Origin of the sequence: Actinobacillus equuli (assembly GCF_900636745.1) — a bacterium.
Classification (GTDB): Bacteria; Pseudomonadota; Gammaproteobacteria; order Enterobacterales; family Pasteurellaceae; genus Actinobacillus; species Actinobacillus equuli.
In genome coordinates this window covers 2,017,329-2,033,781 of record NZ_LR134310.1, presented here as the reverse complement: position 1 = coordinate 2,033,781, position 16,453 = coordinate 2,017,329, and the positions used below count along the sequence as shown (strand labels likewise).

Here is a 16,453-nt window from a genome sequence, read left to right as displayed (position 1 = left end):
ATATGCCTCTTTCAAAAATTGGACGAGAAAAAGGCACAAACGAAACCGCTTGTGCCTGTTAACAAATCAGATTAAAACACTTTTTTAAATGGCTTGATGATCACATCACCATAAACGCCAGCTTCTACATAAGGATCTTCCGAAGCCCATACTTGCGCATCCGCTAATGACTCAAATTCCGCAATCACAGTCGAACCGGTGACGCTGCTACCGTCTTCTGTTGGATTTGGACCTGCAGTTAATAAACGACCTTCCGCCTGTAGTTTTTCTAAACGGGCTAAGTGAGCAGGACGTACTTCCAGGCGTTTTTCTAATGTGTTTGGGTTATCTTGTGCAAAAATAACGTAATACATATAACTTCCTCCAATTATTGTCTTTAGTTTGCTTCATCAATCAAGCGTTGTTCTAGGAGTGCCAACGCCTCATCTAATTCCGGGTTATTTTCTCGTGGAATAGGTCGAGATTTACCTTCCTTATCTATCGCCACATAAGTAAATAAAGCTTCAGTTACTCGAAAACGCTCTCTGGTGCCTTCATAAACTTGCTTGATAAATACATCTACTTTCACTTGCATTGAGGAACGGCCAACTTTAACTAAAGTACCGTAACAACATACTACGTCCCCAACCGAAATCGGAAGGTGAAAAATCATTTTATCTACCGTTACCGTTACCACTCTGCCTTTCGCCAGCTCTTTAGCAAGAATTGCACCGCCTAAGTCCATTTGTGACATAATCCAGCCACCGAAAATATCGCCGTTTGCATTTGTATCGGAAGGCATTGCTAAGGTTCTTAAAATCAGTTTTCCTTCCGGCTCTCTGTCATAAGGTTTATTTTTGCTCATTGGTATTCTCCAAGTTTTTAAGGTGAGGATAAAGATAAGCGCCGGTTGCAATCGCAGCGACTAAACTCAACCCTGTAAATCCGAACGTTTTAAATGTTGCCCACGCATCATCAGAAAAATAATGACTGATCACGATATTCAGCAGCATACAAATAATGAAAAACACTGCCCAACCTAAATTGAGATTATTCCAAACTTGCGCCGGTAAAGTGAGTTCTTTACCCAATAGCATCTGAATAATCGGCTTTTTAAACACAAATTGGCTGACTAATAATACGGCGGCAAACAAACCATTAATGATGGTGACTTTCCATTTCAAGAAATTTAAGTCATTGAAATAAGCGGTCAAAATCCCAAAGAAAACCACAAAAATGCCCATAATCCACTGTGATTTTTCGATTTTCTTATAAAGCACTTGTAATGCAATCAATTGAACGACAGTTGCGATCACCAATGTTATTGCCGCTTGTTGAACGCCGTACAATTTATAAACGGCAAAAAATAGAATAAGCGGGATAAACTCAAGTAATTGTTTCATATTAACCTTTTACTCCGCCATTGTGACTATATACTTGATAAAAACGGAAGCTAAACACCGTAATAAATAGAGAGAAAAACGAACTGATGACTACAGTTAACACAAGTCCTGTCACATTCGCGCCCAAACCACTTAAAAATGACATTAAGATTTGTGGGACAAAATAAGCAATCACACAGAATAATACTAACGCAATGCCCTTACCTCGGCTTAGCTGCCATGTAAAACGGATCGTCTCAGCTACATTTTGCAAATCTTCAACTAAATAGGCATAAACCGACAAACACAATTTAATAAATAAAAATGCACCACTAATAATTAATGGAAATGCCAACAAGTCTAAACCACTTCCCGTTTGTGCGCCAAACACTTGAAAAGCCATACCGACCGAGAGCGGAAGCACCATAATAATATTCAATAAAATTACTGGGAATAACTTGGTAAGTGTAGTTGATAGATTCTGAAAAAAGTGACTGAAATTAGCATTGTTAATCGCTTTAATATTTAAAATTAGCAATGTGGTAATAAAAATATTGGCTACGCCCATAAACAATAATGGAAATAAATCAGCCAAAGTCATCGTTGCACTTTGAGCTTGTGCATCAACATTATTTCCCGTGCGAGGCACAAGAAATAAACTTGCTAGCTGTAAAATACAAAACAATAGCATTGCATAAAGTGAAAACGTACGTTGATTACGGATAAAATTCCAACTGTCTTGTAGTAAGTCAGGAAATTTAATTGGCATTTATCGTTCCTTCTAACAGGTGTAAAAAAATTGTTGCAAAGTATAGCAACTGTTCGCCGTTACTGCATTAAAATCTGTGCGTTTTCGATGGATAAAACTTATGCTATGCTGTTTCTATCATTTTTTTGTACACAGTTATCATTATGAATGCAACATTTCAAGCGGGTCAACGTTACCTTAATACCTATCCCAATCAAAAAAAGTTAGGGCTGTTTATGCCTGATTATCGGTTAATTAAATTAGTGAAATTAGCCGCTCGCTTTATGCCTGCTTTTGCTTGCTTTGCGATTCTATGGCAATACTTTTTTGCAGATCCGAGCCAATCTATTCTGGCTAATGCGATTATTACCTCACTCTTTGCATTAAGTTTGCCGTATCAAGGCTTATATTGGTTAGGTAAACGTGCGGCTTCGCCGTTACCGCTGTCTCTATTAGGCTGGTATCAAGAGCTAAAACAAAAACTGATTAATGAAAATAAAAAAGTGGAAGAGCAAGCAATGCCCTCTTATCAGGATTTCGCCAACCTACTGCAACTTGCCGAACAAACTTGGGGCAATGAATATTTTGATAAGCTTTAAAATTGCAAAAAAATGTTAAAATTAGACCGCTTGCTTGCCAATAGAGACTTATCTATCGACAAAAACATCAAATGAAACGCTTGCAAAAAATACTGAAGTCTTTAGTATGGCGAACTTCATTTTTTATTTCATGTACCGAATAAATTTACTTACAAACATTCACGATTATGAATCAAAATACTCAATCCACTAATACTCAACAAGAAAAAAAGATTGCCTATAATTTAAACAAATTACAAAAACGTTTACGCCGCAATGTTGGTAATGCGATTGCCGATTTCAATATGATTGAAGATGGCGACAAAGTGATGGTGTGCTTGTCCGGCGGTAAAGATAGCTATACGTTATTAGATATTCTTCTTAACCTCAAACTGAGTGCACCGATTCACTTCGATATTGTGGCGGTCAATTTAGACCAAAAACAACCGGGCTTTCCGGAACATATTTTGCCTGAATATCTAGAATCTATCGGTGTTGAATACAAAATTGTCGAAGAAAATACATACGGCATCGTAAAAGAGAAAATTCCGGAAGGTAAAACGACTTGCTCACTTTGTTCACGTTTACGTCGCGGTATTTTATATCGCACAGCAACCGAACTCGGTGCAACTAAAATTGCGCTTGGTCACCACCGTGACGATATGCTGGAAACTTTATTCTTAAATATGTTTTACGGCGGAAAATTAAAATCCATGCCTCCGAAACTGATCTCGGATGACGGTAAACAAATCGTGATTCGTCCGTTAGCCTACTGCAAAGAAAAAGATATTGAAAAATATTCGCAAGCCAAACAGTTCCCGATTATTCCGTGTAACCTATGTGGCTCTCAGCCGAATTTACAACGCCAAGTTGTAAAAGAAATGCTCCAAACGTGGGATCGTCAATATCCGGGACGAATCGAAACGATGTTTAGTGCAATGCAGAACATTACCCTCTCGCATCTTTGTGATCCGAGCCTATTTGATTTTAAAGGGTTAAAACGTGGTCAAGTATTGGAAGGTGTGGAAGGCGATATTGCTTTTGATAAAGCGGAAATTCCAAATCAGCCGTTAATTCAAGATGAAGACGAACAAGCTGATTATAGCGAAAACGGTATGATTCAATTTAAAGAAGTCCAATAAAAAAACAAAGAGCAAACTTTTACGTTTGCTCTTTTCGTTTTTAAGCGGCTACTAATTTACGTCTCGTTAGGTTTTTATAGATACCCATTGCTGAGATTGAAATCCAGAAAACTTCAATCACAAACGAACCTAAATTAAAATGCACACACAAGCTCAGAATAAGTAACACTGCGCCAATACCGTTTAAAATATTATACGACAATGAAGTTGGCTTCCAACGTTCACTTACCACAAACCAAAATGCCAATACGACGCATGCCATACCAATAAAGCCGACAATATGCGCAGAAGTATTCACAATTTCGAGCTGAGATGCGTTAAGCGCACCAAGATTCAACATACCACTCATTTTTCCTCCGTTCTTTTGAATTTGCAAAAGCAAATTCCCCTACATTTTTCAAAGAGGGAGGCGGAGTATACCCCAGTTTTTATATGTATAAAACGAAAAATTAGCCACCTAAACTACTATTATTTCACTGGTTTTAGCATGATAGAATTCCGTGCATTTTTGGTAATCGTTTGCCCTCCTTTAGCCACGCTAATATGTATTTTTTATAAATTTTCTTAGATTTACTGTGAGCATTTTTAGTCTTAATTTAAACGCTTATTTTTCACACAACTCAATTTATTGGTAAGAGAATTTTTACTGTTTGAAAAACATCAACTACTCTTTTTATCTATTGAGAACCAGTTCACTACTTACATGAAAAAATCAATTTTATTCATTCTGTAAAAAAATACTCGACAAGTGCATTTTTTACGTTACATTAAAAGACTATTTCCAATTTATTACAAAAAAGGTAAAACACAATGTTCTCTAACGAAGTTGTTATCTCAATTATCGTATTACTTGCTTTGAGTTTACTCAGAATTAATGTGGTAATTGCGCTAATTATTGCCGCCTTAACCTGTGGTGTCATTGGTTTCTATGGCGTTGACGATATGAGCCTATTTGATGCGCTCACAAAAACCATCGAAAAATTTACCGGTGGTTTAGGCGGTGGTGCAGAAACGGCGATGAATTATGCCGTTCTCGGAGCATTTGCTGTAGCACTTTCTAAATCCGGCGTAACCGATTTACTCGCTTATAAAGTGATTTCCGCTTTTGGCAAACAACCGTCCGGCCGCTCGGTATTTTGGTTTAAATACATCGTGTTATTTGTGTTAACGGCATTTGCAATATCATCACAAAACTTAATTCCGATTCATATTGCCTTTATTCCAATTTTAGTTCCGCCGCTATTAAGCGTAATGAACCAATTAAAAATTGACCGCCGTGCGGTAGCTTGTGCGTTAACTTTTGGTTTAACTGCAACCTATATGCTAATTCCGGCAGGTTTTGGTCAGATCTTTATTGAGAGCATTCTGGTTAAAAATATCAATCAAGCCGGTCAAACATTTAATTTAGTTGCAACCACACCAGAAATGACTAAAGCAATGGCTATTCCTGTATCCGGTATGATTTTAGGACTACTGTTTGCCTTCTTTGTTTCTTATCGTAAGCCTCGTACTTATGTAGAAAATGTAAAAGAGCCGACTGCGGATGAAGTTGCGGCTCGCGTAGCAAAAGTAAAACCATTCCATATCGGTGTAAGTATTGTTGCGATTATCGCAACTTGTTCGGTGCAATTAGCCACTAACTCAACCGTCATGGGCGGTTTAATCGGCTTAATTATTTTTGCATTGGGCGGCGTATTCAAATTAAAACAAACCAATGATTTATTCCAAGACGGCTTACGTTTAATGGCGATGATTGGTTTTGTGATGATTGCCGCATCAGGCTTTGCAAGTGTAGTAAACGCAACCGGTGGTGTACCTGAATTAGTTGAAGCATTACGTGGTTCGATTCAAAGTAAAGAAATGGCGGCATTACTGATGTTAGTTGTCGGTTTATTTATTACGATGGGAATCGGCTCATCATTCTCAACTGTGCCGATTATTACCTCTATTTACGTGCCTTTATGTGTATCATTCGGTTTTTCTCCGTTAGCGACCATGGCTATCGTGGGTGTGGCAGCCGCTTTAGGTGATGCTGGTTCGCCAGCGTCTGATTCAACATTAGGCCCGACATCAGGTTTAAATGCTGACGGTAAACATGACCATATTTGGGATTCCGTTGTACCAACCTTCTTACACTTTAATATTCCGTTATTAGTGTTCGGTTGGATTGCAGCATTGACGCTCTAATTCTTACTTACGCCACGGATAATGCAAAATTTTTCGGAAAAATGACCGCTTATTTGCCTTATCCGTGGTTTCTATTTGGATTTTATTTATGAAGTTTATTTCGTTTAATATTAATGGGTTACGCGCCCGCCCACACCAGTTAGAAGCGCTGATTGAAAAGCATCAGCCGGATGTTATCGGCTTACAAGAAATCAAAGTGGCTGATGAAGATTTCCCTTGGGATCTAGTCAATCATTTGGGTTATCACGTTTTCCATCACGGACAAAAAGGACATTATGGCGTGGCGCTTTTAACCAAAAAAGAACCTCTTGCCGTGCGTAAAGGTTTCCCAACTGATGGTGCTGATGCGCAAAAGCGTATGATCATGGCAGATATTGAAACAGAATTTGGTGTACTTACCGTGTTAAACGGCTATTTCCCGCAAGGTGAAAATCGTGCGCATGAAACCAAATTCCCAGCAAAAGAAAAATTTTACGCAGATTTACAGCATTATTTAGAAACTGAACTGACTCCGGAAAATCCGATTGTGATTATGGGTGATATGAATATTAGCCCGACCGATTTAGATATCGGTATCGGTGAGCCAAACCGCAAACGTTGGTTGCGCGACGGTAAATGTTCATTCCTACCGGAAGAACGTGAATGGTTAGATCGTTTATATAACTATGGTTTAGTCGATACATTCCGTGTAATGAACCCACAAGCTAACGACAAATTCTCGTGGTTTGATTATCGTTCGAAAGGATTTGATGATAATCGAGGCCTACGAATCGACTTAGTGTTAGCCTCAAAAGGCCTCGCGGGACATTGTGTTGAAACAGGGATTGATTTAGAAATCCGTGCAATGGAAAAACCATCTGATCACGCACCGGTTTGGGCGGTATTTAAATAAAAAAACAAGCGGTTAAAATTTAGGAAGAAATTTGCAAAAAATTCTTAAAATTTAACCGCTTGTTGCTTTTAGTCTTTCGGTAACAATTCCCAAAATGCTTTAATAATCGGTTCTTGTAGCCTTTTCTCTTGTACACAAATTCCCAACTCAAACGGCGATATCGGTTTAGGCAATTTCAAATAGGAAATTTGATTATTCATCGGACTGTGTTTGATTACCACATCCGGTAGTAATGCTACACCGCATCCTAACGCAACCATCGGCACAATCGCCTCGTGACCCGCCACCGTGGCATAAATCTTCGGCTCTTTAATTTTTAATTCTTTGAACCAACGATCGATTCGCTTTCGAACCGGCCCGTCAACCGGCAAAATAAACGGAATATTTTGCCAGTCTATCGGTTGTTGCTGCAAACATTGTGTTGCTGCACATGCCACCCGTGGCGCAATAACCGAAAGATGAATATCATCAATATAATGAAACACAATGCTGTTCGGCAAATGCTCCGGCTTACCGGTTAAGGAAATATCCGCTTCAAAAGAATGCACTGTATGCACCGCTTGAGCCGGGTCGCCAGTACTCAGTTTAATCTCTACCTTTGGATGTGCCTGACGAAAATGTTCCAGAATTTGCGGCAAATGACTATAAGCTGCCGTTACCGAACAAAACACTTTTAATTCGCCTTCTAACTGACCTTGTACCGGTGAAAGCTGATGCTGTAATTGCTGCCAATCAGACCAACTTTGTTTCGCAAACCCCAAGAATTTTTCACCTGCTTCCGTTAAGCGAACTTGTCGGTTATCCCGTATAAATAACGGCTGCCCTAACTCTTCTTCAATCCGCTGAATATGGCGCGTCAGTGTAGACGCACTCATATAATTATTTTCAGCCGAACGAATAAAACTTCGGGTTTGCGCAATATCTAAAAATAGTTTAAGGGATTGGAATTCCATTTAGTTTTTCTTTTTAGGATTTACCAAGACAGCTTTTTTAGGGACTTCAATTTCTAAATATCCAGTATCCCCACTTAGCAGAGAAGAATATACAACCCCTTTCTTACAGTCTGAGATTGGCATATTGAACCCCATAGTATTAATAATAAAAGTCGCTATTTGCTGGTGGAATAATCTTTGACACTGTTCAAACGCCCCCATATTTTCCATAACTTCTTTATTTTTAGTATAAATAAATGCAGGAACAATATATTGTTCTTCATCCATAGTTCCTTGATTATACGTTTTTTCAGTAACCAATTGACCATGATCAGAAGTATATATTAGTAAATAATCATCTTTATTTCTACTTGCTAAATATTCATATATTTTTCTTATGAATTGGTCAGTATTATATACCGTACTATCATAATTATCTAATGGGGTTCCATTTTTAAAAATTTTTTCATCCTCTGATAGATATTCTCCATAATTCGTATGTGAACCTCTTTGCTGTAATACGATAAAATTATTTCCTTTATCTAAGTCTATATCTTTAAGCAATGGAACTAAACGGTGGTCATTCATCCCTCTTGAAATATCTTCTCCTAATTGAGTCGGCATAATCTTATGTTGCATCCAATTTTTACCCATTAAATTAATTAAACTCATTTCTTTTTCAGGCTGAGATGTATAAAAATAAGTTTCATATCCTTGTCTTCTTGCCAAATTAAAAATATTAGTATCTCCTTTCATTATTTGTTCTACGCCATTTGGATACGGGATAGCGCTTAACAATGCAGGAACGGAAAGTGCAGTTAAAACACCAGCACTATAAGTTTCTTTTAATAATAAATTTTTATCTACATTATTCTTAGCAAGTTCGGTCAGAAAAGGCATTGTTTCACGATGATAGCCAAAATAATTCACATGTTTAGCTGACAAACTCTCACCAATAATTAGAATAATATTTTTCGCTTTAGGTTGAGATATTATTTCTGGAGTTGGATGTGTATATTTAGGGAGATCACTTAAATTTAAAAGATCATAAGGAAGTACTTTTCCTAAAAATACACTAACTGAATAAAAATGAGATTTAACTCTTGAATGAGCTAGATTAGTCGTTACGTTTTCTGAACTCGAGAAAAATGAACGAACAATCATAAAAATAAAAATCAATAAGAATAGAATGTCACATATAACAAACTTTCTATCAAATATATTCTTTCTACTTATAAAAGATGTTATTAATATAAAAACTGCAGATTCAACTAATGCATATATTGTCGCAGGTAGTATCTTATCTACCATACCGATTCCAGCATGAGTAACTTCTGTAAGTTCCTTAAACATTAATAAATAATTAATGCTATTAATCCAATTTTGGTATATTTCATAATGAATATTATTTGTAATTAAACTCAAATAAAATAAAATAGAGATAATGAATCTAGTCGTTTTCCATTTTGCATAAGAAAAGAAAAATATAAACAAAAAGAAAATAAAATAAGTTTCGAGATATTTACCTAAGGGAGTAATATCGAAAAGATACCTAAAAAATATTTCACTTAATAGAAAAATAAAAGGAAAACATAACAGAATTAAACTTGGCTTTAATGTTATCATACCTTTTTTCATTGCAAGACCTCCTTTTTAAAAAACGCTATGCCAGATACAAGAAAACCCTGCCAAAGCAGGGTTTTCTTGTATCTCCAAACAAATTATTTTGTGCTTGGGATTGAGAAACGTTTGTTGAAACGTTCTACACGACCACCAGTATCAACAACACGTTGTTTACCAGTATAGAATGGGTGGCAGTTACCGCACACATCAAGATTTAAGTTTTTACCCACTGTTGAGCGAGTTTTGATTACGTTACCGCATGAACATGTTGCAGTAATTTCTGTATATTCTGGGTGAATACCTTGTTTCATTGGAAAACCTCTAATGAAGCCATATCGCCACTTATCTTGTTATACATTCGTATATCCGCTGATAAGTACCATATGTGAATAAATAATATGCCGAGCATTTGCTCGACGCCAAAAGAGCCAATATTCTATGGTATTTGGCAATTAAGATCAATACTCAGCCTAATCAATTAACATAATTTTCCACAAAATATCCTCATTATATAACTTAATCAAAACAAATCATTTTCAATCAGTTTTTTCTCATATTTTGTGAAGAAGATCACAGATTTTCCTAGAGATTTTTTGAGTATTACTTCAAAAATAGTGTAAAATTAATTCCATTAACTAAATCTATCTATTTCATAGAGTATTTGTCATTTTCTTGTCTAGGAGTAAACACATGGCAGAACGTAAAGTATTAGCGAATGCAATTCGCTTTTTAAGTATGGATGCAGTACAAAAAGCTAACTCTGGTCACCCTGGTGCCCCAATGGGTATGGCAGATATCGCTGAGGTATTATGGCGCGACTTTTTAAAGCACAATCCAACTAATCCTAAGTGGGCTGATCGCGACCGTTTCGTACTTTCAAACGGCCATGGTTCAATGTTAATTTATAGCTTATTACATTTAACAGGCTATGATCTTTCAATTGAAGATTTAAAACAATTCCGTCAATTACATTCTAAAACCCCGGGTCACCCTGAATATGGTTACGCTCCGGGCGTTGAAACCACTACAGGTCCATTAGGTCAAGGTATCACCAATGCTGTGGGTATGGCGATTGCAGAAAAAACATTAGCGGCACAATTTAACCGTGAAGGTCACCAAATTGTTGACCATTACACTTATGCCTTTTTAGGTGATGGTTGCTTAATGGAAGGTATTTCGCATGAAGCATGTTCATTAGCCGGTACTTTAGGCTTAGGTAAATTAATCGCTTTCTATGATGACAATAACATCTCAATCGATGGTCACGTAGACGGTTGGTTCTCTGACGATACAGCACAACGCTTTGAGGCATACGGTTGGCAAGTTATCCGCAATGTGGACGGTCATGATGCAGAACAAATCAAATTTGCGATTGAAAATGCGAAAGCGGAAACTGAACGCCCAACTTTAATTATTTGTAAAACAATCATCGGTTACGGTTCTCCAAACAAATCGGCATCACATGACTGTCACGGTGCACCACTAGGTAACGATGAAATTGCATTAACACGCCAAGCACTTAATTGGGAATATGCTCCATTTGAAATTCCGGCAGAAATCTATGCAGATTGGGATGCTAAAGCACAAGGTGCGGTAGTAGAAAAAGAATGGAATGCTAAATTTGCAGCTTATGAAGCGGCACACCCTGAATTAGCAGCAGAATTTAAACGCCGTATGGCTGGCGATTTACCGGCGAACTGGGAAGCGGAAAGCAAAGCGTTTATTGAAAAATTACAAGCGAATCCGGCAGCGATCGCAAGCCGTAAAGCATCACAAAATGCAATTGAAGCTTATGCGCACATCTTACCTGAATTCTTAGGTGGTTCTGCAGACTTAGCAAGTTCTAACTTAACCTTATGGTCTGGTTCAAAACCAATCCGTGCTGATCATAATGTTGACGGTAACTACATTAACTACGGTGTACGTGAATTTGGTATGTCTGCAATTATGAACGGTATTGCATTACACGGTGGTTTTATTCCTTACGGTGCAACCTTCTTAATGTTCTATGAATACGCTCACAATGCTGTGCGTATGGCGGCATTAATGAAACAACGTTCATTATTCGTGTATACACATGATTCTATCGGCTTAGGCGAAGACGGTCCGACTCACCAGCCAGTAGAGCAAACCGCATCACTACGTTTCATCCCGAACTTAGAAACATGGCGTCCGGCTGACCAAGTAGAATCGGCAGTAGCGTGGAAAGCGGCGGTTGAACGTAAAGACGGTCCAAGTGCATTAATCTTTACTCGTCAAAACCTTGCTCAACAAGAACGTACTGCTGAACAATTAGCAAACGTAGCTCGTGGTGGTTATGTGTTAAAAGATTCAGTAGGCACACCGGATTTAATTTTAATTGCAACCGGTTCTGAAGTTGATTTAGCAATGAAAGCAGCAGTAGAGCTTGAAGCTGAAGGTAAGAATGTACGTGTGGTTTCAATGCCAAGTACGAATGTATTTGATAAACAAGATGCAGCGTATCGTGAATCTGTGTTACCTCGTTCAGTAACAAAACGTGTCGCTATCGAAGCACAATTATCTGACTTCTGGTATAAATACGTTGGCTTTGAAGGTCGTATCGTAGGTATGAATAGCTTCGGTGAATCTGCACCGGCAGATCAATTATTCAAACTATTCGGCTTCACGGTTGAAAATGTAGTTGCAAAAGCGAAAGAAATTTTATAATTTCACTTGAAAACACAAAAGGCGAGAATAATCTTCTCGCCTTTTTTCTATTCCTTAAACAAGCGGTCGAATTTATAAAATTTTTTACAAAAATAACCGCTTATCTCTTTATAACTGTTCTGCTTGTTCTAAAATTTTTTGCTGTTCTAAAGCAAGTTTTTCCAAACGTCGTTGCTCACGGCGCTGTTCGTCCTCCACTTCCCAAACATCATAAGCCTGTACAATCTTCGCCACCACCGGATGACGGACAATATCATGGCTATCGAAATAATTAAAACTTAAATCAGGTACATCTTTTAACACTTCCATTGCGTGTTTTAAACCTGACTTCTGACTACGGGGTAAATCAACTTGCGTAACATCACCAGTTATAACTGCCTTAGAATTAAAACCGATACGAGTCAGGAACATTTTCATTTGTTCTGTCGTGGTATTTTGGCTTTCATCTAAAATAATAAACGCATCGTTTAAAGTACGCCCACGCATATAAGCAAGAGGCGCAATTTCAATCACATTACGTTCCATTAATTTTTGTGCTTTTTCAAAACCTAACATTTCAAATAAAGCATCATACAAAGGTCTTAAATATGGCTCAATTTTCTGTCCGAGATCGCCGGGTAAAAAACCGAGTTTTTCTCCCGCTTCAACAGCAGGGCGAGTCAGCAAAATTCGGCGAATCTCTTGACGTTCAAGTGATTCTACCGCTGCCGCAACCGCAAGAAACGTTTTCCCTGTTCCTGCCGGTCCAATACCAAAACTAATATCGTGGCTAAGAATATTTCTTAAATAAGCTTGCTGATGTTCTCCTCGCGGCTTAATCACGCCCCGCTTCGTTTTAATCGAAATCTCTCCTTGCCCCCCAGTATTCCACTGGTTTTGAAGTAACATTCGGCTTTCTTGAATAGCTAAATGAATATCTTCTAGATCCAATTCTTTGATTTTACCTTTAATTGGTGCGGTATCAATGTAAAGCTGTTTTAATAACTTTGCCGCATTTTGAATTAATGTCACCGAATAATGATTCTCGTCATCGGATTGAATCGAAAAAGAGAAACCATTACGAGCAATGGTCAAATTAAAACTTTTCTCAATTAAAGTTAAATGTTCATCAAACGCGCCACAAAGTGATTGTAGGCGCGCATTATCTTGAGGTTCTAAAGTTAAGAGAATTTCGTTCAAAACATATCCTATTTTAGTTCGCCGAAACTTTCCGGGATACTTTGTAAAAGTTTTCCCCAAATTTCGCTACTTGATTGACGATTTTGAGCCATTGCATTAGCAGCTTTCTCCGCATCTTTCTCTACACAGGCTTTTAATAATTCTTGATAAAAAGCAAGGGTAAGTTGACGACAAACAGGATCCGCAAAGAAAATGCTTGCAACTTGGTGGTACATTCCTTTAAAACTGTTTAGAATGAGTGCATAAACCGGTTTATTTGCCGAAAAAGTAAATTGTCTAAATAGCGTATAGTCAAATTTAGCAAATGCTTCTGCTGAATCTTGTAAGGCATCCAATTGCGCAAAATATTTTACACATTCTTCCGGATTTAATTTGACGGCTTCGGGGATATAAGACTCTGCCATACGGGTACGTAATGAAACCACGTTAGCAATAATGACGGGTAAATACGATTTGTCTAATTTAATAATCGTACTAATAATATTTGGGCCGGCTGTTTCCCAAACATCATTGACACGAGTCGGCTTACCATGTTGAATATGTAACCAACCATCACGAGCTAATCGCTGTAACACTTCCCGTAACGTTGTACGAGTCACTCCGATACGGTCTGCGAGCTCTCGCTCCGCCGGTAAATCTGTTCCTGCAGGGAATTTTTTATCCCAAATACTTCTAACGATGTATTCTTCTGCAAGAGCAGCTGGACTCTGAGCTTTTAAAATATAAGATCTGTCCATCATGTTTATGCCTCCATAACATAATTTGCGAAAATGGCGCAAAAATAAAAATAAAGAAACGATTCTTATCCAAAATCAAAAAACACCCACAGAAATATGGGATAAGTGCTATTATCCTTTAATCTAAACTAGATTACAATTAGCTTATATTTTTTATTTACAAGGAGAACTTTAAATGAATAGCTCGAACGCTATATTTAAAAGCTTTTTAGGTAAAGCGCCGGAATGGTATAAATTAGCTATTTTGGCTTTTTTAGTTATTAATCCTCTTGTCTTTTTCTTTATTAGCCCTTTTGTTGCCGGATGGGTATTAGTTGCCGAGTTTATTTTTACTTTATCAATGGCACTGAAATGTTATCCACTTCAACCGGGTGGCTTATTAGCTATTGAGGCGGTTATTATTGGAATGACCAGTCCCCACCATGTAAAAGAAGAAATAATGGCAAACTTCGACGTTATTTTATTGTTAATGTTTATGGTTGCCGGTATTTATTTTATGAAGCAATTATTATTATATGTTTTTACTAAATTACTGATTGCTATTCATTCTAAAAAAGTTCTTTCTCTTGCATTCTGTCTTAGCGCAACCTTTTTATCTGCATTCTTAGATGCTCTAACGGTTATTGCCGTAATCATTAGCGTTGGTACCGGCTTTTATGGCGTTTACCATAAAGTGGCTTCCGGTAATAGCTTTGAGGATTCAACTGATATTACTAATGACGAAAAAATCGTTACTAATAAACAAATTCTCGAACAATTCCGAGCATTTTTACGTAGTCTGTTAATGCATGCGGCTGTAGGTAGTGCATTAGGTGGCGTAATGACAATGGTAGGTGAGCCACAAAACTTAATCATTGCCGGTCAAGCCGAATGGGGCTTTGTTGAATTCTTCTTACGTGTTGCACCGGTGAGCTTACCTGTCTTATTTTTCGGCGTCATCACGTGTTTATTGTTAGAACACTTTAAATTATTCGGCTACGGTGAGCGTTTACCGCGCCGTGTATGGGGTGTTCTCGCACGTTATAATTTATTAAAAGAACAACGTATGACCCAGCAAGACCGTGTAAAAATGGGTATTCAAGCTCTCACCGGTATTTGGTTAATTATCGGCTTAGCATTCCACCTTGCTGATGTTGGTATCATTGGTTTAACGATTATCATCATCTGTACGGCATTCTGTGGCATTACTGACGAACACGTAATCGGTCGTTCATTCCAAGAACCGATGCCGTTTACTGCGTTAATCGTAGTATTCTTTACTGTGGTTGCGGTAATTGTGGATCTTAAGTTATTTGAACCGATTATCCAATTCGTACTCTCTGCGGATGCACATTCTCAATTAGCCCTGTTCTATGTATTTAACGGTTTACTTTCTATGGTATCCGATAATGTATTCGTAGGAACGGTTTATATTAACGAAGCAAAAAATGCGCTAACTTCAGGAATTATTGGTCGTGAACAATTCGACTTAATTGCGGTGGCAATTAATACCGGTACTAACTTACCTTCTGTTGCGACCCCGAACGGGCAAGCGGCATTCTTATTCTTGCTCACCTCACCGTTTGCGCCGTTAATCCGACTCTCATACGGCAGAATGTTGTATATGGCATTACCTTATACCATCGTATTGTCGACTGTCGGTTTCTTCACATTGGAATATTTACTTCCTCCGTTTACCGAAATCATGACAAATTGGGGCTGGATTATCAGCCGTTAACCTCTAAAAATCTCCCCGCTTTTGGGGAGATTTTTTTACGAAAGCTGAGTAAAATCAGGTACAATGAATAAATCATTCAGACTAAAGGAACTATTATGCTCAGCTACTTCAAACAACTCTCATTAAGCCGCACCGCATGGCTATTACTTGCTGTTATTGCTTTTGCTCTTGAGGCAACGGGCATTTATTTCCAATATGGAATGGGATTAGTTCCTTGTGTCATGTGTGTCTATGAACGTCTTGCGATTTTAGGACTTATCATTGCCGGTTTACTCGGTTCGATCTCCCCTCGTTTTTTTCTTACTCGTTGGCTTGCTTTATTCATTTGGGGCTTCAGTGCCTTTAAAGGGCTTGCATTAGCCGTCAAACACCATGATTATCAAGCAAATCCTTCTCCTTGGAATCAATGTGAGTTTAAACCGGAATTTCCACAAACAATGCCGTTTGATCAATGGTTCCCAAGCATTTTTGCACCTGGCCCGGTAAATTGTAGTGAGAAACAATGGGAAATGCTTGGCTTAGGCATGCCGGAATGGCTTATCGTTGCCTTCGCAATGTTCGCGCTTGCTTTTGTTATCGTACTCATCAGCCAATTCAAACGAGCTAAACCACAATATCGTAGCGTATTCAGATAACCTACAAGCGGTCGAATTTTTGCAAAATTTTGCA

17 protein-coding genes are annotated in these 16,453 nt (G+C 38.0%); 7 read left to right on the top strand and 10 right to left on the bottom strand.

Going from position 1 to position 16,453, the window contains the following annotated elements:
• Nucleotides 1–71 precede the first annotated feature (71 nt).
• The 4 genes from EL121_RS09520 to EL121_RS09505 are packed head-to-tail and all read right to left on the bottom strand — an operon-like array spanning nucleotide 72 to nucleotide 2,130.
• On the bottom strand, nucleotides 72–353 hold the full coding sequence (locus tag EL121_RS09520; RefSeq protein WP_039196367.1) for a YciI family protein: 282 nt from the start codon (nucleotides 351–353) through the stop codon (nucleotides 72–74).
• A 23-nt stretch (nucleotides 354–376) separates the two neighbouring features.
• Entirely contained in the window at nucleotides 377–844 is a 468-nt protein-coding gene (yciA, locus tag EL121_RS09515; protein WP_039196366.1) for an acyl-CoA thioester hydrolase YciA, read from the bottom strand.
• Nucleotides 831–1,382 carry a septation protein A gene (locus EL121_RS09510; protein WP_039196365.1) on the bottom strand — a complete coding sequence of 184 codons (552 nt, stop codon included), beginning with the start codon at nucleotides 1,380–1,382 and terminating at the stop codon, nucleotides 831–833. Before EL121_RS09510 ends, yciA begins: the two co-directional genes overlap by 14 nt.
• Before the next feature lies 1 nt (nucleotide 1,383).
• Entirely contained in the window at nucleotides 1,384–2,130 is a 747-nt protein-coding gene (locus EL121_RS09505; protein WP_039196364.1) for a hypothetical protein, read from the bottom strand.
• 143 nt (nucleotides 2,131–2,273) lie between these two features.
• Here EL121_RS09505 and yfbV point away from each other — a divergent pair, with 143 nt between their 5' ends.
• The gene (gene yfbV, locus EL121_RS09500; protein ID WP_039196363.1) at nucleotides 2,274–2,708 is read left to right on the top strand and encodes a terminus macrodomain insulation protein YfbV; all 435 of its coding nucleotides are present in this window, start codon (nucleotides 2,274–2,276) and stop codon (nucleotides 2,706–2,708) included.
• A 167-nt stretch (nucleotides 2,709–2,875) separates the two neighbouring features.
• The gene (gene ttcA, locus EL121_RS09490) at nucleotides 2,876–3,829 is read left to right on the top strand and encodes a tRNA 2-thiocytidine(32) synthetase TtcA (RefSeq protein WP_039196362.1); all 954 of its coding nucleotides are present in this window, start codon (nucleotides 2,876–2,878) and stop codon (nucleotides 3,827–3,829) included.
• 40 nt (nucleotides 3,830–3,869) lie between these two features.
• On the opposite strand, the gene EL121_RS09485 is transcribed toward ttcA, so the two are convergent.
• Nucleotides 3,870–4,178: a CBU_0592 family membrane protein gene (locus EL121_RS09485; protein WP_039196361.1), complete on the bottom strand. Its 309-nt coding sequence runs from the start codon at nucleotides 4,176–4,178 to the stop codon at nucleotides 3,870–3,872.
• A gap of 461 nt (nucleotides 4,179–4,639) precedes the next feature.
• Here EL121_RS09485 and EL121_RS09480 point away from each other — a divergent pair, with 461 nt between their 5' ends.
• Nucleotides 4,640–6,016 (top strand): Na+/H+ antiporter family protein, encoded by a 1,377-nt coding sequence (locus tag EL121_RS09480; RefSeq protein ID WP_039196360.1) that lies wholly within the window; start codon nucleotides 4,640–4,642, stop codon nucleotides 6,014–6,016.
• A gap of 88 nt (nucleotides 6,017–6,104) precedes the next feature.
• A complete protein-coding gene (xthA, locus tag EL121_RS09475; RefSeq protein ID WP_039196359.1) occupies nucleotides 6,105–6,908 on the top strand; it encodes an exodeoxyribonuclease III in 804 nt (267 codons plus the stop codon).
• 68 nt (nucleotides 6,909–6,976) lie between these two features.
• Here xthA and ilvY read toward each other — a convergent pair whose 3' ends face one another.
• From ilvY to rpmE, 3 genes are all read right to left on the bottom strand, one after another.
• Entirely contained in the window at nucleotides 6,977–7,861 is an 885-nt protein-coding gene (ilvY, locus tag EL121_RS09470) for an HTH-type transcriptional activator IlvY (protein ID WP_039196358.1), read from the bottom strand.
• Nucleotides 7,862–9,478: a phosphoethanolamine transferase gene (locus EL121_RS09465; RefSeq protein ID WP_039196357.1), complete on the bottom strand. Its 1,617-nt coding sequence runs from the start codon at nucleotides 9,476–9,478 to the stop codon at nucleotides 7,862–7,864. It lies immediately after the preceding gene.
• An 83-nt stretch (nucleotides 9,479–9,561) separates the two neighbouring features.
• Complete coding sequence (gene rpmE / locus EL121_RS09460; RefSeq protein WP_005597698.1) at nucleotides 9,562–9,774, bottom strand: 50S ribosomal protein L31; 213 nt, start codon at nucleotides 9,772–9,774, stop codon at nucleotides 9,562–9,564.
• Nucleotides 9,775–10,153: 379 nt separating this feature from the next.
• Here rpmE and tkt point away from each other — a divergent pair, with 379 nt between their 5' ends.
• Nucleotides 10,154–12,151: a transketolase gene (gene tkt / locus EL121_RS09455; protein WP_039196356.1), complete on the top strand. Its 1,998-nt coding sequence runs from the start codon at nucleotides 10,154–10,156 to the stop codon at nucleotides 12,149–12,151.
• 108 nt (nucleotides 12,152–12,259) lie between these two features.
• On the opposite strand, the gene EL121_RS09450 is transcribed toward tkt, so the two are convergent.
• Nucleotides 12,260–13,330, bottom strand: coding sequence for a PhoH family protein (locus EL121_RS09450; protein WP_039196355.1), 1,071 nt, complete (start codon nucleotides 13,328–13,330; stop codon nucleotides 12,260–12,262).
• 8 nt (nucleotides 13,331–13,338) lie between these two features.
• Nucleotides 13,339–14,067 (bottom strand): fatty acid metabolism transcriptional regulator FadR, encoded by a 729-nt coding sequence (fadR, locus tag EL121_RS09445; RefSeq protein WP_039198948.1) that lies wholly within the window; start codon nucleotides 14,065–14,067, stop codon nucleotides 13,339–13,341.
• Between the two features lie 175 nt (nucleotides 14,068–14,242).
• Here fadR and nhaB point away from each other — a divergent pair, with 175 nt between their 5' ends.
• Nucleotides 14,243–15,784, top strand: a complete 1,542-nt coding sequence (gene nhaB / locus EL121_RS09440; RefSeq protein WP_039196354.1) for a sodium/proton antiporter NhaB — start codon at nucleotides 14,243–14,245, stop codon at nucleotides 15,782–15,784.
• Between the two features lie 95 nt (nucleotides 15,785–15,879).
• Entirely contained in the window at nucleotides 15,880–16,419 is a 540-nt protein-coding gene (dsbB, locus tag EL121_RS09435) for a disulfide bond formation protein DsbB (RefSeq protein ID WP_039196353.1), read from the top strand.
• Nucleotides 16,420–16,453: the final 34 nt, after the last annotated feature.

Coding starts and splice junctions, on each gene's coding strand:
- EL121_RS09520 (WP_039196367.1), bottom strand. CDS start 353: ATGTATTACGTTATTTTTGCACAAGATAACCCAAACACATTAGAAAAA.
- yciA (WP_039196366.1), bottom strand. CDS start 844: ATGAGCAAAAATAAACCTTATGACAGAGAGCCGGAAGGAAAACTGATT.
- EL121_RS09510 (WP_039196365.1), bottom strand. CDS start 1,382: ATGAAACAATTACTTGAGTTTATCCCGCTTATTCTATTTTTTGCCGTT.
- EL121_RS09505 (WP_039196364.1), bottom strand. CDS start 2,130: ATGCCAATTAAATTTCCTGACTTACTACAAGACAGTTGGAATTTTATC.
- yfbV (WP_039196363.1), top strand. CDS start 2,274: ATGAATGCAACATTTCAAGCGGGTCAACGTTACCTTAATACCTATCCC.
- ttcA (WP_039196362.1), top strand. CDS start 2,876: ATGAATCAAAATACTCAATCCACTAATACTCAACAAGAAAAAAAGATT.
- EL121_RS09485 (WP_039196361.1), bottom strand. CDS start 4,178: ATGAGTGGTATGTTGAATCTTGGTGCGCTTAACGCATCTCAGCTCGAA.
- EL121_RS09480 (WP_039196360.1), top strand. CDS start 4,640: ATGTTCTCTAACGAAGTTGTTATCTCAATTATCGTATTACTTGCTTTG.
- xthA (WP_039196359.1), top strand. CDS start 6,105: ATGAAGTTTATTTCGTTTAATATTAATGGGTTACGCGCCCGCCCACAC.
- ilvY (WP_039196358.1), bottom strand. CDS start 7,861: ATGGAATTCCAATCCCTTAAACTATTTTTAGATATTGCGCAAACCCGA.
- EL121_RS09465 (WP_039196357.1), bottom strand. CDS start 9,478: ATGAAAAAAGGTATGATAACATTAAAGCCAAGTTTAATTCTGTTATGT.
- rpmE (WP_005597698.1), bottom strand. CDS start 9,774: ATGAAACAAGGTATTCACCCAGAATATACAGAAATTACTGCAACATGT.
- tkt (WP_039196356.1), top strand. CDS start 10,154: ATGGCAGAACGTAAAGTATTAGCGAATGCAATTCGCTTTTTAAGTATG.
- fadR (WP_039198948.1), bottom strand. CDS start 14,067: ATGGACAGATCTTATATTTTAAAAGCTCAGAGTCCAGCTGCTCTTGCA.
- nhaB (WP_039196354.1), top strand. CDS start 14,243: ATGAATAGCTCGAACGCTATATTTAAAAGCTTTTTAGGTAAAGCGCCG.
- dsbB (WP_039196353.1), top strand. CDS start 15,880: ATGCTCAGCTACTTCAAACAACTCTCATTAAGCCGCACCGCATGGCTA.